Source organism: Streptomyces sp. NPDC053367 (genome assembly GCF_044545925.1).
GTDB lineage: Bacteria > Actinomycetota > Actinomycetes > Streptomycetales > Streptomycetaceae > Streptomyces.
Genome location: NZ_JBITYN010000005.1, coordinates 267,811 through 289,819 on the forward strand (window position 1 = coordinate 267,811; position 22,009 = coordinate 289,819).

Below are 22,009 nucleotides of genomic sequence, written 5' to 3' on the forward strand. Positions count from 1 at the left end.
CCCGTACCCCTTACACGCGCCCCGCGTTGCCCGGGGGGGCCCCCGGGGTCCCAAAGCCCCGCGCCCGGGGGGGGGGCGCGCGGGGGGGTGCCCGCCCCCCCCACCAAAAGGGGTGAACGGTCGTAACTTTCCCGTGCGGGTCGCGTTCCGTCGCGCTAAGAGATCGCGAGCCTACGCAACGTCACGGGGCGGGGGCCGCGTCCGGGGCGCGCCGGCCGGCCGGCGCGGTTACCGGACGGATCGTCAGCTCCCGGGGTAGGCCCACGGGTTGGGTCTGCAGTGCACCCCGTCGTGGTCGAGGAACTTGGTCTGCTGCTGCATGACCGGCGCGAGATCGCCGTCCTTGTCGCAGGTCACATGGTGGAAGCCGAGCCGGTGCCCGACCTCGTGGTTGATCAGCATCTGCCGGTAGGCGTGGATCTCGTCGCCGTACGTCTTCGAACCCTGCGCCCAGCGGTACGCGTTGATCATCACGCGCTCGGTGGCGGCCGAGTCGCAGGAGACGTTGTCGACGGTCGTGTCCAGGCCGGACTTGGCGCACCACTCGGCGGTCGTGCCGGGGCTGGCCAGGGTGATGACGAAGTCGGGCTGCCCGGAGTGGACGCGCTCGAAGGTACGGCCGCCGTTGTGGGCCCAACTCCGGTCGTCGTTCAGCGTCTTGTGCACGGCCTGCGCGAACAGCTCGCCGTCCAGGCCGAGTCCCTGCTCGACGTCCACCCGGTAGGTGAACTTCTGCCCGCGGCCGGGCGCCTTGTCGATGCCGGGGACGGCGTAGAACCTCCCTGGGCCGGCGAGCTTCGGAGCGAGCGGGTACTTCCTGTCCATCTTCTGCTCGTACGTCAGTGCCACCGCGCTCGGTGCCGTGGACGGCGTCGGCCGCCCGTCCCCGCGCGAGGCGGAGTCGTCGATGCCGCGCCCCTGCCCGGCGGCCGCCTGGGCCCCTACCGCGGGGTCCTCGCCCCGGTCGGTGACCTGCCCGGCCACGACGACCGCCAGCACGGTGGTCACGGCCGCCGCGGCGATCCCGGTGAACGCGCGCCCCTTGCCGCCCTTGCCCCGCACCGGCTCGTCCTCGGGCGTCCGCGGCGGGGCGTCCTCCCACTGTGTGACGGAGCCGTACGGGTCCCCGCCCCCGCTCGCCGTGGCCGTACGACGCCGGAGGCCGCCCCCGAGGCTGCCTCCGGCTCCGTCGCCCTCCGGGTCGAAGGCCGCGATGTACTCCCGCCGCGGCCCACCGGGCGGAGCCTGCCGCTGCCGGGGCAGAGCGGCCCCGGCCCCGGCCGACGCGCCCGCCACCTCGCCCCAGCCGCCACCGGCTTCCCGCTGCTGCGGATGCCCCCCGCGCACCTGCGGCACGCCATGGGCGGGCGTCCCGCCGGGGAAACGGGGCACGCCATGAGCCGGGGTGCCGTCATCAAAACGTGCTGCGCGCTGTGCGGACGTCCCGTCAGCAAAGCGTGCTGCGCCCTGCGCGGACGCCCCGTCAGGAAAGCGGACCGCCCCCTGCGCAGGCGCCCCACCGGGGAAACGCGGCACCCCCCGGACAGGCGTCCCGTCAGGGAAGCGCGGCACTCCATGGGCAGGCGTCCCGTCAGGGAAGCGCGGCACCCCATGCGCAGGCGTCCCCTCCCCGAAACGCGGTACGCCCTGCGCAGGCGTCCCGTCCGGCCGGCGGGGCACGCCGTAACCGGGCGCCCCACTTGCGGGCCGTCCCGTCGCCGGCCGCGTCTGAGGCGGCTGGAACTGCGGACGAGGCTGCTGAGGCTGTTGCTGCTGAGGCTGCCTCCCCTGAGGCTCCTGCGAGCGTGGCCGGGGCTCCCGCTCCGGCGGCGCCCCCGCGGCTCCCGCTCCCCCGGGGGACTTCCCGCGTCCCCCTGTGTCCGCAGCGGTGCCCTTGGGTGCCGGGCCGCGGCGGCTGTGGCGTCCCACCCGAGCCTCAGCTCCTCTTGGTCTCTGTCGTGGTCACGGCACCGTCCTCGGCTCTGGTCGTGCAGGCGAGCAGGTCCCGGAAGGCGGTGGCCACCGTCTCCGGGTACTCCATCATGGCGACGTGTCCGGCCTCCGGAAGCGTCAGCAGGCGTGAGTCGCGGAAAGCGCGGGCCGCCTTCTGGGCCATACGGAAGCCGACCAGCTGGTCGCGTCCGCCGTAGACGAGCAGGGTCGGCGCGAGGACCCGTTCCGCCTGGCGCCACAGTCCGTGCTGGCCACCCAGGGTGTAAGCGTCGACGATCCCGCGCGCGGAGCGTGCCATGGCGTCCCAGAAGTACGGCAGCTGCAGCCGCCGCTCCATCTCCTCCACCGCGTGGCGGAGACCCTCCGGAGTCACCCGTCCGGGGTCGCCGTAACACAGCGCAAGTACCCCGCGGACCCGCTGCTCGGCCGTCCAGCCCTTGGTGATCCGTGTGAAGAGGGCCGCGACGCCCGGCAGCGCCAGCAGCGCGGTGGGCACGGCGGACCGCTGGACGCGCAGCTCCGGCAGCGCGGGCGAGACCAGCGTGAGCGTGCGCACGAGGTCCGGCCGTACGGCGGCCACGCGCGTGGTGACCGCGCCGCCGAGGGAGTTGCCGAAGAGGTGCACGGGGCCGCGTCCGGCGGCGTCGAGATAGCGGATGACCGCACGCGCGTGCCCGGTGACCGAGTAGTCGCCGTCGTCCGGGGGCGGCGAGTCGCCGAAGCCCGGCAGGTCCACGGCCTCGCTCTCGACGACCCCGTCGAGCGCGCGCATCAGCTCGGTCCAGTTCTGCGAGGAACCGCCGAGGCCGTGGACGAACAGCGCGGGCGGGAGCCCCTCGCGCACGGGCGGCCGCGAGCGCACCGTCAGGGTGATCCCCGGAAACCCGACCGAGCGCAGCCGCTCGCCCTCCGCGACCCGGACGGGCGCCACCTTCGGGAGCACGTTGGCCGTCGCCACGGACGGCAGCTCGGTCGAAGACATGCAGCAATGTTACGAGGTGATCACGCGCCGCCCCACGCTTCCCCCTGTGTTCGGCGTCACAGCACACGCACGCGTGCCGCGCGCACGGCGTGACCCTCCGTACGCGGATCGCATAGCGTGCGGATGGGGTGTCTCATACGCTCGTACGGAGGGCACCCGCATGTGGCCCCTGCACTTTCCAGGGACGTTCGTAGGCGTACGCAGGAAGGGAGCCCAGCCATGACCGTCGACCCCACCGATCCCGAGACGTTCGCGGAAGAGGAGACACGGGAGAGCGAGGAGTTCGATGTCGAGGCGCCGGAGGCGGACGCGGCGGAGCAGCACGCCGACATCGCGCCGGACCGCGACGATCCGCTGAAGGACATCGACCCCGACCGGGGCAACGAGGCGGATCTCGCGGAGCAGGCCCGAATCGTCTCACTCGACGAGGACGACTACCGCTGAGCAGCCAAGAGGCCGAATCGTGCCCCTTCTGCCCGTGTTCGAAACCGTCTGCGCGGCTTTCGCCGCCGTCCGGTACATGAAATTCTGCGCTCGCACCGCGCACACCAGGGTTACCCAAAAGTACGATGGCGGCGCGGCGCACACCGCATGTGGACGATTTTGGGAGGCGGCGTGACAGCCATCGAGCAGACAGAGGCGGCACGCCCGCGGGGCACGCGCCTGCCGCGCCGTGCCCGACGGAACCAGCTGCTGGGCGCCGCACAGGAAGTCTTCGTGGCGCAGGGCTACCACGCGGCCGCGATGGACGACATCGCCGAGCGCGCCGGTGTCAGCAAGCCGGTGCTCTACCAGCACTTCCCGGGCAAGCTCGACCTCTATCTCGCACTGCTGGACCAGCACTGCGAGTCCCTGATCCGGTCCGTGCGCAGCGCGCTGGCGTCGACGACCGACAACAAGCAGCGCGTACGGGCCACCATGGACGCGTACTTCGCGTACGTGGAGGACGACGGCGGCGCGTTCCGCCTGGTCTTCGAGTCGGACCTCACCAACGAGCCGGCCGTGCGCGAGCGAGTGGACAAGGTCACCAACGACTGCGCGGAGGCCATCTGCGACGTCATCGCCGAGGACACCGGGCTGTCCCGTGCCGAGTCGATGCTGCTGGCCTCGGGTCTGGGCGGCCTCGCCCAGGTCGTCGCCCGTTCCTGGCTGCACAGCGACCGCAGTGTGCCGCGCGACCAGGCGGTGCAGCTGCTGACCTCGCTGGCCTGGCGCGGCATCGCGGGCTTCCCGCTGCACGGCACCGAGCACCACTGACACGCGTAGAACCCGATGACACTCGCAGAAGCCGACTGACGCGGACGGCCGCCGGGATTTGTTCCCGGCGGCTGTTCGCTCCTGGCGTGGCCGCGCGATCCGTGTCCGTCCCCTCACCGGGCTAATGTGTGCTGGGTACGGCGCGGATGTCCGCGCACTTCACTGACCGTTCGGAGGGACTTAGCCGTGGAGGTCAAGATCGGCGTGCAGCACGCGCCGCGCGAGATCGTTCTGGAGAGCGGTCAGACTGCCGAGGAAGTCGAGACCATCGTCGCCGAGGCGCTGTCCGGCAAGTCGCAGCTGCTGAGCCTGGTGGACGAGCACGGCCGCAAGGTCCTCGTCCCGGCCGACCGCCTCGCCTACGTCGAGCTCGGCGAGCCCGCGCCCCGCAAGGTGGGCTTCGGCGCACTGTAAGCGATTCACGCGTGAGGGGCCCGGCGACTTCGGTCGCCGGGCCCCTCATGTGTCGGTTCCCGAACGGAGCACGCCTTCCTCCAGGGGGAGGATTGGATTCCGCAGGTCAGGGGTATGACGGACCACGACCGCAAGCACTCTGGCCGGCTGCGTGGGAGGGACCCCTTCATGATCTTGGAAGCGCTCGGCTCCGCTCTGCTCGGCCTCGTCCTCGCCTGGGCGGCTACGCACCGCCTGGCCCATCGCCTGCCGTCCCGCCCCCTGGTCCTGTCGACCGGTGTGGCCGGCGCGCTGTTCGGGGACTTCGTCACCCACACCGCCCTGGACGCGGCTGCCGTCCCGCTGAGCCTGCTGGGCGCCCTGATCGTCTCGACGGCGAGCCTGTCCCTGCTGGTCCGCCCCGCGGGAAGAATCCGCCGACGATCGGTGACGGCGTAACGATCGGTGACGGCGGAACGATCCGTGACGGCGTAACGATCCGTGACGGCGTAACGATCGGTGACGGCGGAACGGTGCCGCGTAGGGAACCGCTGATCCCCGGGGCGTCACCTGATCCCGGGGGCGTTACGCCGCCAGTCCCAGCGCGGCCATCCGCTTGGTGTGCGCCTCGGTGATCCGCGAGAACATCTTGCCGACCTCGGCCAGGTCGAACCCGTCGGCCACGCCTCCCACGAGCATCGTCGACAGCGCGTCCCGGTCGGCGACGACCCGCTGCGACTGCGACAGCGCCTCCCCCATCAGCCGCCGCGCCCACAGCGCGAGCCGCCCGCCCACCCGCGGGTCCGCCTCGATCGCGGCACGCACCCGGTCCACGGCGAACCCGGCGTGCCCCGTGTCGTCGAGGACGGCCAGCACCAGCGACCGGGTGTCGGAGTCCAGCCGCGCCGCGACCTCCCGGTAGAAGTCGCTGGCGATCGAGTCACCGACGTACGCCTTGACCAGGCCCTCCAGCCAGTCCGACGGCGCCGTCTGCCGGTGGAAGCCGTCCAGCGCGGCCACGAACGGCTCCATCGCCGCCGTGGGCTCCTCGCCGATCTCCGTCAGCCGGTCCCGCAGCCGCTCGAAGTGGTGGAACTCCGCCGACGCCATCTTCGCCAGCTCCGCCTTGTCCTCCAGCGTCGGCGCCAGCTTCGCGTCCTCCGCCAGCCGCTCGAACGCCGCCAGCTCGCCGTACGCGAGCGCTCCGAGCAGGTCCACGACGGCGGCGCGGTACTGCGGGTCGGCGGAGGCCCGCGCCCAGTCCTGGGCGGCGACACCGGTCGGTTCGGCAGCGTTCTCGGGGGCGTTGTCAGGCTTGTCAGAGGTCGTCATGCAGCGCACAATAGCCCGCTCGTCGCACGGGGGAAGTCCCTGGTCAGTCACTGTGGCCACGATGACGCGAAGGACCGCGCCCAGGAGTGTGACGACGACAACGTGACCGAATCGGCCATCGCGTGTGCGCCAATCCGGGGTATGGTGGTAATGCGCCTGCTGGTACGTAGGCACGTTCGACACGTCATGCCCGACGCGTCGGCCGCACCGTACCTCGACAGGCCGCACGTATGAGGATGCCCGGTCGGTGGCCCGATCGGCTCCGACCCGACAGCCCTCCCCGACCGTACGGCACCGTGCGTACGGCCCCCGGAGGGGGACACCCTCAGCGGTACGAGCGCTAGAGCGTCGGCAGAGGTCCCGTGCCCCACGGCCAGCCCGTGAGGCGGCCGACGTCCCCCGGCACGGTCAGACACGACCCCCGCGCTCGCCTCGCGCCGCGCACACAGAAGAGGCAGCACCCTGACTACGACGTTCCGAGAGCTCGGAATCCTTCCCGAGACCGCCGAGGCCCTGGAGGCCGTCGGCATCGTCACCCCCTTCCCCATCCAGGAGATGACCCTCCCCGTCGCCCTCTCCGGCACGGATGTCATCGGCCAGGCCAAGACCGGCACCGGCAAGACGCTGGGCTTCGGCCTCCCCCTCCTCGAGCGCGTCACCGTCCCCGCCGACGTCGAGGCCGGCCGCGCGAAGCCCGAGGACCTCACCGACGCGCCGCAGGCACTCGTCGTCGTCCCCACGCGCGAGCTGTGCACCCAGGTCACCAACGACCTGCTGACCGCCGGCAAGGTCCGCAACGTCCGCGTCGTCGCGATCTACGGCGGCCGTGCCTACGAGCCCCAGGTGGAGGCCCTGAAGAAGGGCGTCGACGTCGTCGTCGGCACCCCTGGCCGGCTGCTGGACCTCGCGGGCCAGAAGAAGCTGAACCTGAGCGCCGTGAAGTCGCTCGTCCTCGACGAGGCCGACGAGATGCTCGACCTGGGCTTCCTGCCCGACGTCGAGAAGATCATCAACATGCTCCCGGCCAAGCGCCAGACCATGCTGTTCTCGGCGACCATGCCGGGCGCGGTCATCGGCCTGGCCCGCCGCTACATGTCCCGGCCCACGCACATCCGCGCCACGGCGCCGGACGACGAGGGCGCGACGGTCGCGAACATCAAGCAGTTCGTCTACCGCGCCCACAACATGGACAAGCCGGAGATGGTCGCCCGCATCCTGCAGGCCGACGGCCGCGGGCTTGCGATGATCTTCTGCCGCACCAAGCGCACCGCCGCCGACATCGCCGAGCAGCTCCAGCGTCGCGGCTTCGCCGCCGGCGCGGTCCACGGCGACCTCGGCCAGGGCGCCCGCGAGCAGGCGCTGCGCGCCTTCCGCAACGGCAAGGTCGACGTCCTCGTCTGCACCGACGTCGCCGCGCGCGGCATCGACGTCGAGGGCGTCACCCACGTCATCAACTACCAGTCCCCCGAGGACGAGAAGACCTACCTGCACCGGGTCGGCCGTACGGGCCGCGCGGGCGCCAAGGGCACGGCGATCACGTTCGTCGACTGGGACGACATCCCGCGCTGGCAGCTGATCAACAAGGCGCTGGAGCTGGACTTCAACGACCCGGTGGAGACGTACTCGAGCTCCCCGCACCTCTTCGAGGACCTCGGCATCCCGGCCGGCACCAAGGGTGTCCTGCCGCGCTCGGAGCGCACCCGTGCCGGGCTGGAGGCGGAGGAGCTGGAGGACCTGGGCGAGCCCGGTGGCCGCGGCCCGCGCGGTCGCGGTGGCCGGGGCGGCCGGGACGAGTCCCGCTCCGCCGAGCCCGAGCGTACGGCCCGCACGCCGCGCCGTCGCCGCCGTACGCGCGGTGGATCGGCGCCGGAGGGCGAGGCCACGGCCGCTCCCGCGACCGCCACGCAGGAGGCCGCCGAGGCTCCCGCCGCCGAGGGCGTGACCGCGCCGCGCACCCCGCGCCGCCGTCGCCGTACCCGTGGCGGCGCGACCCCGCCGCTCGCCGCCACCACGGCTCCGGCCGAGGCGGAGGCTCCGGCCGCGCCGGAGGCGCCGGTGTCGCCCGTGACGCCGGTGGCCGAGCAGGCCGCGGAGGCCAAGCCGCGCCGCCGCCGGACCCGCCGGTCGGCGGAGACGGTGGCCACGGAGGCCGCAGTGGTGGAGCCCGCGGCCCCTGAGGCCCCTGCCGTCGAGGCGCCCGAGGCCCCCGCCGCCAAGCCGCGCCGCACCCGTAAGGCGGCCGCGTCCGCCGAGGCCGCGGCCGACACCGCCGAGGCGACCGAGGCCAAGCCGCGCCGCCGCACGCGTAAGGCTGTCGTCGCCGAGCCGGAGGCGCCTGTCGCCGAGATCCCGGCCCAGGCCACCGAGGAGCCGGAGGTCAAGCCGAAGCGCACCCGCAAGACGGCCGCCGCTAAGGCCGCTGAGACCGTGGCCGCCGAGACCGGCGAGACCGCCGAGGCCAAGCCGAAGCGCACGCGGAAGACCGCCGCCGCCAAGGCCGCCGAAGCCGTCGACACCGCCGAGGGCACCGAGGCCAAGCCGGTCCGCCGCACCCGCAAGACGGCCGCCACGGCGCCGGCCGTGGAAGCGGAGACCGCCGAGGTGAAGCCGAAGCGCACCCGCAAGACGGCCGCCGCGAAGGCCGCTGAGACCGTGGCCGCCGAGACCGGCGAGACCGCCGAGGCCAAGCCCAAGCGCACGCGGAAGACCGCCGCCGCCAAGGCCGCCGAAGCCGCCGAGGGCACCGAGGGCACCGAGGGCACCGAGGGCACCGAGGGCACCGAGGGCACCGAGGGCACCGAGGCCAAGCCGGTCCGCCGCACCCGCAAGGCCACGGCCGCCGCCAAGGCCACCGAGGCCGAGACCGGCGAGACCGCCGAGGCCAAGCCGAAGCGCACGCGGAAGGCCGCGGCCGGCGCGCCCACCGCCGAGATCCCGGCGCAGGCCACCGAGGAGCCGCAGCCCAAGCCGCGGCGCACGCGGAAGACGGCCGCCACGGCCGCCGACGCGGAGGCCAAGCCGGTCCGCCGCACCCGCAAGGCCACGGCCGCCGCCGAGTCCGCGGAAGGCTGATCCGAACGCCCGACGGCCCGACTCCCTCACCGGGGGAGCCGGGCCGTCGGCGTCTTCGCCGCCGGCCTGCCGGTTACGCTCACCCCGTGAGCAAGCCCCCGACTCTGGACCCGCCCGTCGGCGCCCGCGCCTACCGACTGCGCACCGAGCGCGGTGACTTCGCGGTCGTCGACCACGACGTGGAGCCCGGCCTGCCCCGCAAGGGCGTCGTCCTGCTGCTGCCCGGTTTCACGGGGAGCAAGGAGGACTTCCACCTGCTGCACCAGCCGCTCGCCGCGCGCGGCTGGCGCACGGTCGCCGTGGACGGCCGGGGTCAGTTCGAGTCCGACGGACCCGGGGACGACGAGTCGGCGTACGCCCAGCGGGAGCTGGCGCGGGACGTGCTCGCCCAGGCGGCGGCGCTCGGGGGCGCGGGCCCCCTGCATCTGCTCGGCCACTCCCTGGGCGGCCAGATCGCCCGCGCGGCGGTGCTGCTGGACCACTCCCCCTTCGCCTCGCTGACCCTCGTCGCCTCGGGCCCCGCGCGGATCTCCGCGTCGCAGCAGGCGCGTGTGAAGCTCCTGCACGACGCGCTCGCGGTGATGACGATGGAGCAGGTCTGGGAGGCGATCCGTGCGACGGACCCGCCGGAGGACGTCGGCGGGCCCGGTGGTGGGGGCGGCCAGGACCATCTGCGGCGCCGCTGGCTGGCCCACAAGCCGGCGCAGCTCCTCGCGACCGGCCGGCAGCTGTGCACCGAGCCGGACCGGGTGGCCGAGCTGGCCGCGCTGCCGCTGCCGTTCCACGTCCTGTCCGGGGCCTTCGACGACACCTGGCCGGTGCCGCTGCTGGACGAGATGGCCGTACGGCTGGGCGCGCACCGCACGGTCGTCGAGGGCGCCGAGCACTCCCCGAACGTGGAGCAGCCGCTGCGCACGGCCGAGGCCCTCGCCGACTTCTGGGACCGTACGCCCACCCGTACGGACTAGTACTGCGTCTGCACGTGTCCCCAGAACCCGTCCCGCAGCGCCCGCCGCAGGTCGGGCTGGCCGCGCAGGGAGTACTGGAGCATGCCCTCCGCCTCCACCAGCAGGTCCTGGTCGACCGAGCCGGGCAGATAGGGGTGGCCCTGCAGCAGCTCCACCAGCGCCTCGCGGCCGCGCTCGGCCAGCCACTTCGCGGCGATCTGCGCGCCGACGAACCGTACGTTCTCGCGGCTGGGCCGGTTCGCCGTGCCGGCGGGGTCGTAGGCGGGGGCGGCCGTACGGCGGCTGACGTACGGCTTGAAGAAGTCGAGGTCGAGGGTGCGCTGGCTGTCGACCTCCCAGAGCAGCGGCTCGGCCTGGTTGCGGCCCTCCGGTGCCTCGATGCCCCACAGGTGCACACGGGCGCCGTAGCCCTGGGCGGCCTCGACCGCGGAGACCAGGTCCTCGTCGCCGCCGAGGAGGGCCGCGTCGCTGATGGCGCGGTGCCGGGCGAGGGACTCCAGGTCCGTGCGGATGAGGGAGTCGACGCCCTTCTGCTGGTTGTTGGCGTTGAGGTTGCCGAGCCGGACCTTGACGTCCGGCAGCTCGGCGATCGACTGCTGCTCCAGGGTGTGGATGCGGCGCCGGGCACCGTCGTACCAGTAGACGCGCAGCAGCCGGCTGTCGGCGAAGACCTGGCGGGCGCGGTCGATGAGCGCCTCGATCAGCCCCTCGGCGTCCACGTCGAAGGCGCGCCGGTCCTCGGTGCCGGCGACGAGCCGGCCCGCGGCCGCGTAGAGGTAACCCGCGTCGACGAAGATCGCATGGGTCGAGGGGGTCTTGGCCACCTCGGCGAGCATGCGCTGGAGCAGTTCGTTGGTGCGGTCGATGCGGGCCGCGAGGGCCGCGAGGTCGTCGTTCATCGCTGCCCATTGTCCCGACGGTCACGCTGCGAGTACAACTGATGCCACAGGGTTTGGGCGAGGCCCGCCGGGATACCCCTTACTCGCTAGTAATTAGTTGTTCGAAAAATTTCTTTAGCGTAGGGAATGTTTGTAACACGCACCTCGTTGACTCCCTATGTACGCAGCAATTCTCCTCAGGAGGATGACCAGACGAAGGGAGAAGCCCCATGCGCTTCGAAATCATGCGACTCGACGACGTCGACGGCACGCCCGTGGACAGCACCGTCGTGGACGCCGCCTCCGTCAACCGGATCGTTCAGCAGGCCGCCGCCATCGGACAGCGCCTGTGGATCCGCCCCGCCGACAGCACGGCCTCGTAACAGCGGATCCCTACCCACAGAAGCTTCGGAGCCCCGTACGGCCACTGCCGTACGGGGCTCCGCCGCGTGCGCCGGGGTTCAGGCGCCCTGGATCACCTGCGTGACGCCGTTGATGATCTGCTGCACGGCGATGGCGGACAGCATCATGCCCGCGAGCCGGGTCACCAGGACCACACCCCCGTCCTTGATGACGCGGATGATCAGCAGCGAGTAGCGCATCACCAGCCACAGCACGACATGGATGGCGGCGATCGCCGTCCACACCGACAGCTGCGTGGCCACGCTGTCGGCCTTCTGCACGGCGAGGATCACGGACACGATCGCGCCCGGGCCGGCCAGCAGCGGCATGCCCAGCGGCACGAGTGCCACATTGACGTCCTTCGTCGCCTTCGGCTCGTCGGTCTTGCCGGTGAGCAGGTCGAGGGCGATCAGCAGGAGCAGCAGTCCGCCCGCGATCATCAGCGCGGGGACGGACACATGGAGGTAGTCCAGGATCTGGTGACCGAGGACCCCGAAGACGGCGATGACCCCGCCCGCCACGCAGACGGCCTGGAAGGCCATCCGCTTCTGCACCTTGGCGGGACGCCCGGCGGTGAGCGCCAGGAAGATCGGGGTGATCCCGGGGGGATCCATGATGACGAACAGGGTCAAAAAGAGCGAGCCGAAGACAGCGATGTCGAACATGGGTGTTGCACAGGCCTTGCTGGAGAAGAGGATCTACGGACGGGAGCGCGGCCGGGGCCCGGAGGCCCTCAGACTCCGCCGGCGCCCGGCACCGGGAACGCGCCCGTCGCCCGCCGGGTGATCTCCCCGTACACCTCGGGGTCGGTCGTGAACTCGCCGAGCGCGACCGTCTTGCGGCTGCCGTGGTAGTCGCTGGAGCCGGTGACCAGCAGGCCCAGGTCCTTGGCGAGGCCGCGCAGCCGGGCGCGGGTGTCCGGGTCGTGGTCCATGTGGTCGACCTCGATCCCGTCGAGTCCGGCCTCGGCCATCGCGGCGATCGCGGACTCCGGCACCGTACGGCCGCGCTTGACGGCCGCCGGGTGGGCGAACACCGCGACACCGCCGGCGCCCTTGATCAGCCGGATCGCCTCGAAGGGGTCGGTCTCGTGCTTCTCCACGAACGCCCGGCCGCCGTCCGCGAGCCACTGCTCGGTGAAGGCGTCGCTCACCGTGGGGACGACACCCAGCTCGACCAGCGCGGTGGCGATGTGCGGGCGTCCGACCGAGCCGTCACCGGCGATCCGCGCGACCTGCTCCCAGGTCACCGGCACGCCCAGCGCGTTCAGCTTGGCGACCATGCCCTTGGCCCGGGGCACCCGGTCGTCGCGCACCAGCTCCCGCTCGGCGAGCAGCGCGGGCTCGGTGGCGTCGAAGAGGTAGGCGAGCATGTGCATGCTGGTGCCGTCGGTACGGCAGGAGAGTTCCGCGCCGGTCACCAGGGTGAGGCCCTGCGGCAGGGCCTCGATCGCGGCGGCGTGGCCGCGGGTGGTGTCGTGGTCGGTCAGCGCGATGACGTCCAGGCCGGCGGCGTGGGCGCGGCGGACGAGCTCGGCGGGGATGTCCGTGCCGTCGGACGCGGTGGAGTGGGTGTGCAGGTCGATACGCACGCGGACTCCAGCGGTGGCCGACGGATGGGGACACCTCAGGATAACCGGGTTTTCGGCCACCCTGTCACACCCGCAAGCCCACAGTGACCCCTACAGGCGCCCTGCGAAGGGGGTGCCTTCCGGTCGTCCGGCGGCCACCGGTCGTACAGGGCCGGCCGCGCGGTTCCCCGCTCGGAGCGGCGCCCTACGGCTTGAGCAGTCTCGGCGACAAGGCGCCGCACGGCACCAGTTCCACCTCCGCGCCCGCCTCCCTCAGGTCGGCCAGCACCATGTCCTCGTACATCAGCAGTCCGGACTGCTCCGGCCAGACCACCGCCCAGAGCCAGAGGCCGAGGGCCTCCCCCGCGAAGACGGCGCGGTCGTCGGGGGTGCCGGCGACGTGCCACAAGGGGGTGGGGCGGCCCGCCGCGAGCACCTTCGCCTGGGGCGGTTTCTCGACGTTCAGATACGGTCCGGGATCCGGGCCGTCGATGCCGGCGTAGCGCGCGCCCAGGCCGACGCCCAGCTCCTCCGCGACCAGGATCAGCTCGCCCATCCCGCCGAGCGGACCGGGTCCGGAACACGCGACGGCCGTCGCGCGGCCGCCGCTGCGGTCGTCACCTGCACTGGCCACGCCCGTGAAGAGCCAGCCGACCGGCAGTGGCCACGGCATCCACACGGGCACCTTGGTGCGGTGCACCACCACGCCGAGGGCCTCGACGCTCGGCGGGATCACGGGCTGCACCGGATGCACCGTGCCGTGGAGACCGCACTGCCAGGAATCGGCGAAGAGGCCGGGAGCCCTGACCCGGCCACCGCACTTCGGGCAACTGGGTTCGCCCCTCATAGGGCCCCACGGTCCTACCCCGGCACCGTCTCGTCAAGGACGATCACCCGTCCGGACGGAACGCTCACCTTCCGGCAGTGCCGCGGGGTCCACCAACCGGCCCAATCGATCCGGAGGCCGCGGTGAGGTCGCTCACGCCCCGCGGCCGCTCAGGCCAGCGGCACGGAGGCGCGGGCGGGGTCGCGCAGGTCGGTGCCGTGGTTCAGCCAGCGCTCCTGGAGGGCCTGGGCGCCGTGCACCCGCTTCCAGGCGGCCTCGTTCGGCGTCATCGGCAGCAGCGGCAGGAAGCGGACCGGGTCCAACGGCTCGTCCAGCTCCAGGTCCTCCACCAGCCCGCCCGGCTCGGCGACCAGCACGGAGGTGAAGGGCGCGCCCGGCCAGAGCGGCTCGCCGACGTCCAGCGAGGCGCCGGGCGCCACGACCACGCCCTCCACCTGCGGGGAGGCGGCGAGCACGGCGAGCGGCCTGAGCACCTTGTCGGTGTCGGCGAGGCCGGCCCGCACCGAGAGCACCAGCTCGGCGCGCGGACCCTTGACGGGGTCGGCGACCATCGCGGTGGGGTCGGTCATGGGGTGCGCCGACATGCCGAGGGTGGCGTAGCGGACGACGCCGTCACCCTGGAAGCGCAGTACCTCGACGCGGTCGGTGCCGAGGAAGGTGACCGCCGCGCGGGCGTCCGGTTCGCCGAGCGCGGTACGCAACCGGGCCTCGACCAGAGCGAGAACATCAACCATGCGGCGAGCATAGAACTCGTCAGTACAAGGCAAAGCGGCGCCTTGACACTTCAGTCGGCTGATACTCTTGGCCGGTCGGGGCAGCACGCAGAAGCGTCGCGCATCCAGCTCCGACGCCGATGGATCTCCCTTACGAGGGACTGGCCGGAGGAGGTGGGGCTGCGATGGACCGAAGTCGACCGTGCAGTACCACCCGCTCTTCCGGCCGCTGAGTAGCTGTCTTTCCGACCTTCCGGCTCTGGCCTTTCCGCGGTTGCTTCCGCGTGTCGTCACGGAAGAGCACTTCGTCTTGTTCTGCCTGACTGTCTGATCTGTCCGATCTGACCGGCAGCGAAGTCAGCCACCGCGACGGTGCGGTGCTCCCCGCTTTGTGGACGTGCCAAACATCCCAGCGTCAGGACGTCCCCATTCCGGGCAGTTCCACCCGTTCGCAGGCCGCCATGCGCTGCCCGCCCGCGAAGGAGCCTGCCATGTCGATGATCCGCGACCTGCGTTCCGTAGTGCGTCCGGCCCGCCCGTCCCTGCGCAAGGACAGCGGCGGCTACGACACCACGCGCGACCCCGGCACCCCCTCGGCCGTCGTCGACTGCGCGGTCTACCGCGACGGCGCCCGCGTGGACTTCGGCAAGCCCGTCGGCCCGCACGAGGCGATGCGCCAGGTGCGCCGCGACGGCGGGTTCGTGTGGATCGGGCTCCACGAGCCCACCGAGGCCGAATTCGCCGGTATCGCCGCCGAGTTCGGGCTGCACCCGCTGGCCGTCGAGGACGCCGTGCAGGCCCACCAGCGGCCCAAGCTGGAGCGCTACGACGACTCCCTGTTCACCGTCTTCAAGACCATCCACTACGTCGAGCACGACGAACTCACCCCCAACAGCGAGATCGTCGAGACCGGCGAGGTGATGTGCTTCACCGGCCGGGACTTCTTCATCACCGTCCGGCACGGCGGCAAGGGCTCGCTGCGCGGGCTGCGCCACCGCCTCCAGGACGAGCCGGAGCTGCTCGCCAAGGGCCCCTCCGCCGTGCTGCACGCCATCGCCGACCATGTCGTCGACGGCTACATCGCGGTCGCCGACGCGGTGCAGGACGACATCGAGGAAGTCGAGACCGAGGTGTTCTCGCCGGGCCGCAAGGGCAGTCCGCGCGGCACCGACGCCGGCCGGATCTACCAGCTCAAGCGCGAGGTGCTGGAGTTCAAGCGGGCCGTGTCCCCGCTGGTGCGGCCCATGCAGCTGCTGAGCGAGCGGCCGATGCGGCTGATCGACCCGGACATCCAGAAGTACTTCCGGGACGTCGCCGACCACCTCGCCCGGGTGCAGGAGCAGGTCATGGGCTTCGACGAACTGCTCAACTCCATCCTCCAGGCCAACCTCGCCCAGGCGTCCGTCGCGCAGAACGAGGACATGCGCAAGATCACGTCGTGGGCCGCGATCATCGCCGTACCGACGATGGTCTGCGGGGTGTACGGCATGAACTTCGAGCACATGCCGGAGCTGGGCTGGAAGTACGGCTACCCCATGGTGCTCGGCGTGACCGCCATGATCTGTCTCGGCATCCACCGCACCCTCAAGCGCAACGGCTGGCTGTGAACGCGCCCCGATAGGCTGGGCGCATGACAAGCGAGCTGCTCGACCGGGCCCTCGTCGAGGAGGCCACCAAGAAGTCCGGGCTCATCTGGGTCCGGGGTGCCGGTGCCCCGGCCGCCCGTGCGCTGTGGCACGTGTGGCACGAGGGCGCCGCCTGCGTGGTCGGGGACGGGCCCGGGGAGCAGCCGCTGCCGGGTCTCGCCGACGGGGCCGCCGCCGAGATCACCGTACGCAGCAAGGACAAGGGCGGCCGGCTGGTCGCCTGGTCCGCGCGGGCCGTCGAGCTCGCGCCCGGCTCCGAGGCGTGGGACGCGGCGGTCGCCGAGCTGAAGGGCAAGCGGCTGAACGCCCCCGACGGCGAGGCCATGCCCGAGCGCTGGGCCCGCGAGTGCCGGGTGCTGCGCCTGGAGCCCACCGGGGTCACCACCGACCTGCCCGACGGCTCCCTCGCCGAGGCACCGCTGCCGACCCCGGCGACGACCCGCCGGCCCGTCCCGGCGGCCCTGCCGCGCCTGCTGCTGAAGAAGAAGCGCGCCAGGCGCTAGAGCGGGCTCCGGTCCGGGCGCTACGCCGTCGGCAGTTGCCGGCCGTAGTCGACGGTCTCGTCCTCCGGCGGCTGCTTCAGCGCGAAGTCCTCGCCCCAGTCCGAGAAGCGGAGGGTGCCCGCGTCGCCGCCGCGGATCAGGCGCAGCGGGTACGGCTTGCCCTGGAGGGAGACGTCCAGGGTGCCGCCGGAGCCCTGGTCGCCGGTGATGCGGATGACGCGCACGCCCCCCTGCTCGTGGTGGCCGTCGGTGGCCAGCGAGCCGTGCAGCGTGAGCAGGCCGTCCAGCAGGACGTCCATGTCGGTGAAGCCGCTGAACCGCTGGTAGGCGGGGTCGTCCTCCGGCACCTTCACATACTTGCCGCCCAGCTTGTCGGCGGCGGCCGCCGGGTCGCCCTCGCCGGAGTCGCTCTTGCCGTCCTCGTGGTCCCAGAAGGCCGCGTCCGCCTTGAGGTAGAGCTCGTCGTCGATACGGAGCAGCTCGAAGGTCGCGCCCTGCGCGGTCAGGGAGCCCGTGCCGCCGTCGTCCTTCAGCCGCATGTCCAGCTCGTACGTGCTGCCTCCCGCGACCACGGTCCCCGACAGCCGGACCGCGTCCGCGGAGCCGGCCGCCGCGCGGGTCTCGGCCTGGATCCTGGCGGGGGGCAGCTTGCCCACCCCGTTGGTGCCCGCGTCCGGATCCTCCTCGCTGCATCCCGTGAGCCCCAGACCGGTCACGGCCAGCGCGCACACCGCGCCGACCAGCCCGACCCTGCGGCGGATACGGCCCTGGGGAATCGCAGTCACAGGTGCGGTGCCTTTCCGACGTGTCCTTCAGCGGCTACCGCAGAGTACCGGGACGGGGAGTTCCGCCAGAAAGCAGGCCTGGGGCGCAGCCCGGGGCCGCCGGTATTCCCGGCGCTGGCGCCCGCACGGAGTGATGTACACCCTTCCCGGAGCGGGGCTACCGAGCCGTACCATCGTCCTTATGGTTACGGAAGACGCGGTGCGCGAAGCACTGGCGACAGTCAACGACCCCGAGATCAACCGGCCCATCACGGAACTCGGGATGGTCAAGTCGGTGGAGATCGGTGCGGACGGAGCGGTCGCGGTCACCGTGTACCTGACGGTCTCCGGCTGCCCCATGCGCGACACCATCACGCAGCGCGTGACCGACGCGGTCTCGCGGGTCGAGGGTGTCACCCGCGTCGACGTCACGCTGGACGTCATGAGCGACGAGCAGCGCAAGGAGCTGGCGGCGGCGCTGCGCGGCGGCCAGACCGAGCGCGAGGTGCCCTTCGCCAAGCCCGGCTCGCTGACCCGCGTGTACGCGGTCGCCTCCGGCAAGGGCGGCGTCGGCAAGTCCTCGGTGACGGTCAACCTGGCGGCGGCGATGGCGGCCGACGGCCTGAAGGTGGGCGTCGTCGACGCCGACATCTACGGCCACTCCGTGCCCCGCATGCTGGGCGCCGACGGCCGTCCCACCCAGGTCGAGAACATGATCATGCCGCCGTCCGCGAACGGCGTGAAGGTCATCTCCATCGGCATGTTCACCCCGGGCAACGCCCCGGTGGTCTGGCGTGGCCCGATGCTGCACCGCGCGCTCCAGCAGTTCCTCGCGGACGTCTACTGGGGCGACCTCGACGTCCTGCTCCTGGACCTGCCGCCCGGCACCGGTGACATCGCCATCTCCGTCGCCCAGCTGGTCCCGAACGCCGAGATCCTGGTCGTCACGACCCCGCAGCAGGCGGCGGCCGAGGTCGCCGAGCGGGCCGGCTCCATCGCGGTGCAGACCCACCAGAAGATCGTCGGCGTGGTCGAGAACATGTCCGGCCTGCCCTGCCCGCACTGCGGCGAGATGGTCGACGTCTTCGGCACCGGCGGCGGCCGGCTCGTCGCCGACGGCCTGACCCGTACGACGGGCACCAACGTCCCCGTCCTCGGCTCCATCCCGATCGACGTCCGCCTCCGCGAGGGCGGCGACGAGGGCAAGCCGGTCGTCCTCACCGACCCGGACAGCCCGGCCGGCTCCGCGCTGCGCGCCATCGCGGGCAAGCTGGGCGGCCGTCAGCGCGGCCTTTCGGGCCTGTCGCTGGGGATCACCCCGAAGAACAAGTTCTAGATCTCTCCGACGCCCCGGAGGGCATCGCCCTCCAAGGGGCGCGGGGAACGCGCGGCACGCCGCGACGAACCGGCGGCCGCGACACGGCAGCAAGCCCTACGGCGAGGGGGCGCCCCGAACAGGGCGCCCCCTCGTCACGCGTAGGCCGCGATGTCCTTGATCATGGCGAAGCCCAGCCCGTACGCGCTCATGCCCCGGCCGTACGCCCCGACATGGACGCCCTCCTGGGTGGACCCCGCGAGCACCCACCCGAACTCGGACTCCCGGTAGTGGAAGGGCGTGGGCGCGCCGTCCACCGGCAGGGACAGCGTCGACCACTCGGCCCCGTCCAGGTCGTCGGCCAGTGCCCACGCCGTCTCCGTCTGCTGCTCCAGCCAGTCGTCGCGCAGCGCGTGGTCCATCTGCCCCGGCCAGGTGAAGGACAGCAGCCCCACCCCGGCCAGCCACGCCGCCGAGGACACCGACGTGGCCTCCAGCAGCCCCGTACCGTCCGCGCTCCTGCGGGAGGGATTCGCCGCGACGGTCACCACGACCGCGAACTTCTCCCGGTCCTCCGCGTCGGCCCGCACCGAGGGCTCGTCGCCGTGCCCGATCGACCCGTGCTCGACGGCCCCGTCGGCCGCGGTCCCGACCTGCATCAGCCAGCGCGGCCCCGTGAACGCCTCGTCGAGGCCGTACCACGGGAAGGGCGCGCGCAGGTAGCCGTCGACCGTACGCCGGGCGGAGGGGACCTGTTGTCCGCCCTCCGCGGCCGGCGCCTGCGCGACTGCCCGACTCGTCGTCTCCATGTGCCCGGACGCCTCCTCGCTCTCGTCGGACCGAGCGGCCCGCCCCCCTTCGGGCGGCGTTGCTCATCTGCGTACGGTCCGCACAACAACTCGGCAGCATATCCACACCACCGCGGGCAGCCGGGAAAGCGCCGGGCGTGTGGGGCGCGCACGGGCCGCGCACGCGGCCCCCGCGCACTACCGGATCAGGTGGCGTCCGCGTCGAAGGGCGGGCGCTCGTCGCGGCCGGGCTCGGGCTTCTTCGCCATGTCGACCCGGCCGCCGGAGGTGTCGGCGGCGGAGGAGGACTCGCCGTCGCGGCCGTGCACGACGTCGGAGACCTCGGCCATCTCCTTCTTGAAGTCGAAGCCGTTGCGGATCTCCTTGATCCCCAGGTCGTCGTTGTCCAGCTGCTTGCGGATGAACGTCCTGGGGTTGAGGTCCTCGAACTCGAAGTCCTTGAACTCGGGGCCGAGTTCCTCGCGGATGTCCCGCTTGGCGCTCTCCGAGAACTCGCGGATCTTCCGGATCGTGCGGGTGACGTCCTGGATGACCTTCGGGAGCTTGTCGGGACCGAAGACGAGCACGGCGAGGACGATGAGCGTCACCAGCTCGAGCGGTCCTATGTCATTGAACACCTGAAGCTCCTTGCGATGTCCCGGGCCGGGTCCACGGTACCCGCCGATCCTGTCCGACCGGTACCGTCCCGTGACGTCCGACTGCGTGTATGCGGACCGATCCGTGAGATATCGAGCACGTCTGTACGGTTTGTCACCCGTCGTCCGAGGAGCCGAGCACCAGGGAGATCGTCCGCTCCCTGCCGCCGCGCTCCACGGTCAGCTCGAGCCGGTCGCCGGGCCGGTGGGCGCGGGTCTTCACGATCAGTTCCTCGCCGGAGTGGACGCGCTGCCCGTCGACCTCGGTGATCACGTCCCCGGCCCTGATGCCGGCCAGGTCGCCGGGCCCACCGGCCGTCACCGGGGCGCGGCCGTCGCTCGTCCGGGTCCCCACGCGGGCGCCGTCGCCGCCGTAGTCCATGTCGAGGGTGATGCCGATGACCGGGTGGGTGGCCCGGCCGGTGTTGATCAGCTCCTCGGCGACGCGCTTGCCCTGGTTGACGGGGATGGCGAAACCGAGCCCGATCGAGCCGGCCTGCTCACCGTCGGTCTCGGCGCCGCCGCCCGCGGAGCGGATCGCGGAGTTGATGCCGATGACCCGGCCCCGGGAGTCGAGAAGCGGGCCGCCGGAGTTGCCGGGGTTGATCGGCGCGTCCGTCTGCAGGGCGTCGACGTAGGAGATCTCGCTGCCGTCGCCGCTCTCGCCGCCCGCGGTGATCGGGCGCTGCTTGGCGCTGATGATCCCGGAGGTGACGGTGCCGGCGAGGTCGAAGGGGGCGCCGATCGCGACGACGGGGTCGCCGACCTGGACGTTGTCGGAGTTGCCGAGGGGTGCGGGCTGCAGGCCGTGGACGCCCTTGACCTGGACGACGGCGAGGTCGTAGCCGCTGTCGCCGCCGACGAGTTCCGCCTCGGCGGTGTCGCCGCTGTGGAAGGTCACGGTGATCTCGCCGTCCTCGCCCGCGGGCTCGACGACGTGGTTGTTGGTGAGGATGTGGCCCTGGTCGTCCAGCACGAAGCCGGTGCCGGTGCCGGACTGCTCGCTGCCGCTGACATGCAGGGTCACCACGCTGGGCAGGGCCCGCGCCGCGATCCCGGCCACGCTGTCCGGGTCCCGCCCGGCCGGCTCCTCACCGGCCTGCGGAAGCTCCACGCCGCCGATGCCGCCGTTGCGCTCCAGATAGGCCCCTACGGCGCCGCCGACGCCGCCGGACACCAGCGCCAGCAGCACCGCGCCCAGCACCAGCGTCCTCCTGGCCCGCCGCTTGCGCTGGGCCACGCTCGGCGCGGCCTCGCCGGTCTGCTGCAACGGCCCCGCCGCCGCGGCGGCCCAGGGGTCGTAGCGCGCCCATGGATCGGCCGGGGGGCCGTCGGCGGGTATGGAGGCGCCGGGGGGCGGTGCGGGTACGGCGGTGACGGGGACGGGGGTGACAGGGGCCGGGGGCGTGGCGTGCGCGGGCGCGGGCGCTGTGGCGGGGGTGGCCGCCACGGTGCCGGGCATCTGCGGGCCCTGCTCGGGCGCCTCGCCGCCGAGGGGCGGCGGTGCCGGTACCACCGTGCCGTGGGCGGGGGTCGTCGCCGGATGCTGCACCGGCGGCGCGGGCGCCCAGGGGCCGGGCTCGCCGTAGGGCGGGGTGCTGTAGGGGTCGGGGTCGTGCAGGGGCTTGGCCTGCGCCGCGCCGGCCCGGGCCGCCTCCGACCCGGCCGGCCCCGACGGCGGGGCGTCCTCGGCGGACCCGGTGTGCTCCTCGGGTCGCCGCAGCTCGAAGTCCCCGTCGTCGGAGGTGGCCGCCGTACGGGACGGGCGTTCCAGGTGGAAGTCGCCCTCCGTGCCGGTCCGCTGCCCCGAAGGGTCCTGCGTGGGCTTGCCCTCGTTCATGCTCTCCCCACAGCTGGCCGCGGCACGGCGGGCGCAGGCGCTGGCCGCGGCTCGTCGAACTCCGCCGCCGCACCCGGCCGCCTGCCGCGGGCACGGCCCACCCAGGATTCAACCAGGTTCGCGGGCGGGC

General features: G+C 72.7%; 22 protein-coding genes. 10 read left to right on the forward strand and 12 right to left on the reverse strand.

The genetic code is table 11. The features are described 5' to 3' along the window. Nucleotides 1-243: 243 nt before the first annotated feature. Nucleotides 244-1,929, reverse strand: a complete 1,686-nt coding sequence (locus ACIGXJ_RS16590) for a DUF3152 domain-containing protein (RefSeq protein ID WP_399645322.1) — start codon at nucleotides 1,927-1,929, stop codon at nucleotides 244-246. A 7-nt stretch (nucleotides 1,930-1,936) separates the two neighbouring features. Then, nucleotides 1,937-2,935 (reverse strand): alpha/beta fold hydrolase, encoded by a 999-nt coding sequence (locus tag ACIGXJ_RS16595; protein ID WP_399645323.1) that lies wholly within the window; start codon nucleotides 2,933-2,935, stop codon nucleotides 1,937-1,939. Between the two features lie 219 nt (nucleotides 2,936-3,154). Here ACIGXJ_RS16595 and ACIGXJ_RS16600 point away from each other — a divergent pair, with 219 nt between their 5' ends. The 4 genes from ACIGXJ_RS16600 to ACIGXJ_RS16615 all read left to right on the forward strand — a co-directional run bounded on the left by ACIGXJ_RS16600 (nucleotide 3,155) and on the right by ACIGXJ_RS16615 (nucleotide 5,044). Further along, complete coding sequence (locus ACIGXJ_RS16600) at nucleotides 3,155-3,379, forward strand: hypothetical protein (RefSeq protein ID WP_399645325.1); 225 nt, start codon at nucleotides 3,155-3,157, stop codon at nucleotides 3,377-3,379. 171 nt (nucleotides 3,380-3,550) lie between these two features. Next, a complete protein-coding gene (locus tag ACIGXJ_RS16605) occupies nucleotides 3,551-4,192 on the forward strand; it encodes a TetR/AcrR family transcriptional regulator (protein WP_399645328.1) in 642 nt (213 codons plus the stop codon). A 186-nt stretch (nucleotides 4,193-4,378) separates the two neighbouring features. Continuing rightward, nucleotides 4,379-4,606: a DUF3107 domain-containing protein gene (locus ACIGXJ_RS16610; RefSeq protein WP_399645330.1), complete on the forward strand. Its 228-nt coding sequence runs from the start codon at nucleotides 4,379-4,381 to the stop codon at nucleotides 4,604-4,606. A 168-nt stretch (nucleotides 4,607-4,774) separates the two neighbouring features. Continuing rightward, nucleotides 4,775-5,044, forward strand: coding sequence for a hypothetical protein (locus ACIGXJ_RS16615; RefSeq protein WP_399645332.1), 270 nt, complete (start codon nucleotides 4,775-4,777; stop codon nucleotides 5,042-5,044). A gap of 126 nt (nucleotides 5,045-5,170) precedes the next feature. Here the strand turns inward: ACIGXJ_RS16615 and ACIGXJ_RS16620 are convergent, their stop codons facing one another. Beyond that, nucleotides 5,171-5,926 (reverse strand): ferritin-like fold-containing protein, encoded by a 756-nt coding sequence (locus ACIGXJ_RS16620; RefSeq protein ID WP_399645334.1) that lies wholly within the window; start codon nucleotides 5,924-5,926, stop codon nucleotides 5,171-5,173. A gap of 546 nt (nucleotides 5,927-6,472) precedes the next feature. On the opposite strand from ACIGXJ_RS16620, the gene ACIGXJ_RS16625 reads away from it, so the two are divergent. Continuing rightward, nucleotides 6,473-8,989, forward strand: coding sequence for a DEAD/DEAH box helicase (locus tag ACIGXJ_RS16625; protein WP_399645336.1), 2,517 nt, complete (start codon nucleotides 6,473-6,475; stop codon nucleotides 8,987-8,989). 86 nt (nucleotides 8,990-9,075) lie between these two features. Beyond that, nucleotides 9,076-9,957 (forward strand): alpha/beta fold hydrolase, encoded by an 882-nt coding sequence (locus ACIGXJ_RS16630; RefSeq protein ID WP_399645338.1) that lies wholly within the window; start codon nucleotides 9,076-9,078, stop codon nucleotides 9,955-9,957. Here ACIGXJ_RS16630 and ACIGXJ_RS16635 read toward each other — a convergent pair. Further along, entirely contained in the window at nucleotides 9,954-10,856 is a 903-nt protein-coding gene (locus tag ACIGXJ_RS16635; protein ID WP_399645340.1) for an NYN domain-containing protein, read from the reverse strand. The genes ACIGXJ_RS16630 and ACIGXJ_RS16635 overlap by 4 nt on opposite strands. Nucleotides 10,857-11,065: 209 nt before the next feature. Here ACIGXJ_RS16635 and ACIGXJ_RS16640 point away from each other — a divergent pair, with 209 nt between their 5' ends. Beyond that, on the forward strand, nucleotides 11,066-11,218 hold the full coding sequence (locus ACIGXJ_RS16640; protein ID WP_106983652.1) for a hypothetical protein: 153 nt from the start codon (nucleotides 11,066-11,068) through the stop codon (nucleotides 11,216-11,218). 78 nt (nucleotides 11,219-11,296) lie between these two features. Here the strand turns inward: ACIGXJ_RS16640 and ACIGXJ_RS16645 are convergent, their stop codons facing one another. The 4 genes from ACIGXJ_RS16645 to ACIGXJ_RS16660 form a co-directional block, all read right to left on the reverse strand. Next, on the reverse strand, nucleotides 11,297-11,902 hold the full coding sequence (locus tag ACIGXJ_RS16645; RefSeq protein WP_399645343.1) for a MarC family protein: 606 nt from the start codon (nucleotides 11,900-11,902) through the stop codon (nucleotides 11,297-11,299). A 68-nt stretch (nucleotides 11,903-11,970) separates the two neighbouring features. Beyond that, complete coding sequence (locus ACIGXJ_RS16650) at nucleotides 11,971-12,828, reverse strand: PHP domain-containing protein (RefSeq protein ID WP_399645345.1); 858 nt, start codon at nucleotides 12,826-12,828, stop codon at nucleotides 11,971-11,973. A 184-nt stretch (nucleotides 12,829-13,012) separates the two neighbouring features. Further along, nucleotides 13,013-13,654: a DUF6758 family protein gene (locus ACIGXJ_RS16655; protein ID WP_399645347.1), complete on the reverse strand. Its 642-nt coding sequence runs from the start codon at nucleotides 13,652-13,654 to the stop codon at nucleotides 13,013-13,015. A gap of 149 nt (nucleotides 13,655-13,803) precedes the next feature. Continuing rightward, entirely contained in the window at nucleotides 13,804-14,388 is a 585-nt protein-coding gene (locus ACIGXJ_RS16660) for a suppressor of fused domain protein (protein WP_399645349.1), read from the reverse strand. A gap of 470 nt (nucleotides 14,389-14,858) precedes the next feature. Here ACIGXJ_RS16660 and ACIGXJ_RS16665 point away from each other — a divergent pair, with 470 nt between their 5' ends. Together ACIGXJ_RS16665 and ACIGXJ_RS16670 are read left to right on the forward strand one after the other, a co-directional pair. Continuing rightward, a complete protein-coding gene (locus ACIGXJ_RS16665; RefSeq protein WP_399645351.1) occupies nucleotides 14,859-15,974 on the forward strand; it encodes a magnesium and cobalt transport protein CorA in 1,116 nt (371 codons plus the stop codon). Between the two features lie 23 nt (nucleotides 15,975-15,997). Continuing rightward, nucleotides 15,998-16,516 (forward strand): hypothetical protein, encoded by a 519-nt coding sequence (locus ACIGXJ_RS16670; protein ID WP_399645353.1) that lies wholly within the window; start codon nucleotides 15,998-16,000, stop codon nucleotides 16,514-16,516. A gap of 20 nt (nucleotides 16,517-16,536) precedes the next feature. On the opposite strand, the gene ACIGXJ_RS16675 is transcribed toward ACIGXJ_RS16670, so the two are convergent. Further along, the gene (locus ACIGXJ_RS16675) at nucleotides 16,537-17,301 is read right to left on the reverse strand and encodes a hypothetical protein (RefSeq protein WP_399645355.1); all 765 of its coding nucleotides are present in this window, start codon (nucleotides 17,299-17,301) and stop codon (nucleotides 16,537-16,539) included. Between the two features lie 181 nt (nucleotides 17,302-17,482). Here ACIGXJ_RS16675 and ACIGXJ_RS16680 point away from each other — a divergent pair, with 181 nt between their 5' ends. Then, nucleotides 17,483-18,616 carry an Mrp/NBP35 family ATP-binding protein gene (locus tag ACIGXJ_RS16680; RefSeq protein ID WP_399645357.1) on the forward strand — a complete coding sequence of 378 codons (1,134 nt, stop codon included), beginning with the start codon at nucleotides 17,483-17,485 and terminating at the stop codon, nucleotides 18,614-18,616. Between the two features lie 134 nt (nucleotides 18,617-18,750). On the opposite strand, the gene ACIGXJ_RS16685 is transcribed toward ACIGXJ_RS16680, so the two are convergent. The 3 genes from ACIGXJ_RS16685 to ACIGXJ_RS16695 all read right to left on the reverse strand — a co-directional run bounded on the left by ACIGXJ_RS16685 (nucleotide 18,751) and on the right by ACIGXJ_RS16695 (nucleotide 21,879). Further along, nucleotides 18,751-19,404, reverse strand: coding sequence for a hypothetical protein (locus ACIGXJ_RS16685; RefSeq protein ID WP_399645359.1), 654 nt, complete (start codon nucleotides 19,402-19,404; stop codon nucleotides 18,751-18,753). Nucleotides 19,405-19,589: 185 nt separating this feature from the next. Continuing rightward, on the reverse strand, nucleotides 19,590-20,021 hold the full coding sequence (locus tag ACIGXJ_RS16690; protein WP_399645362.1) for a sec-independent translocase: 432 nt from the start codon (nucleotides 20,019-20,021) through the stop codon (nucleotides 19,590-19,592). Between the two features lie 133 nt (nucleotides 20,022-20,154). Then, nucleotides 20,155-21,879, reverse strand: a complete 1,725-nt coding sequence (locus ACIGXJ_RS16695) for a trypsin-like peptidase domain-containing protein (RefSeq protein WP_399645364.1) — start codon at nucleotides 21,877-21,879, stop codon at nucleotides 20,155-20,157. Between the last annotated feature and the right edge of the window lie 130 nt (nucleotides 21,880-22,009).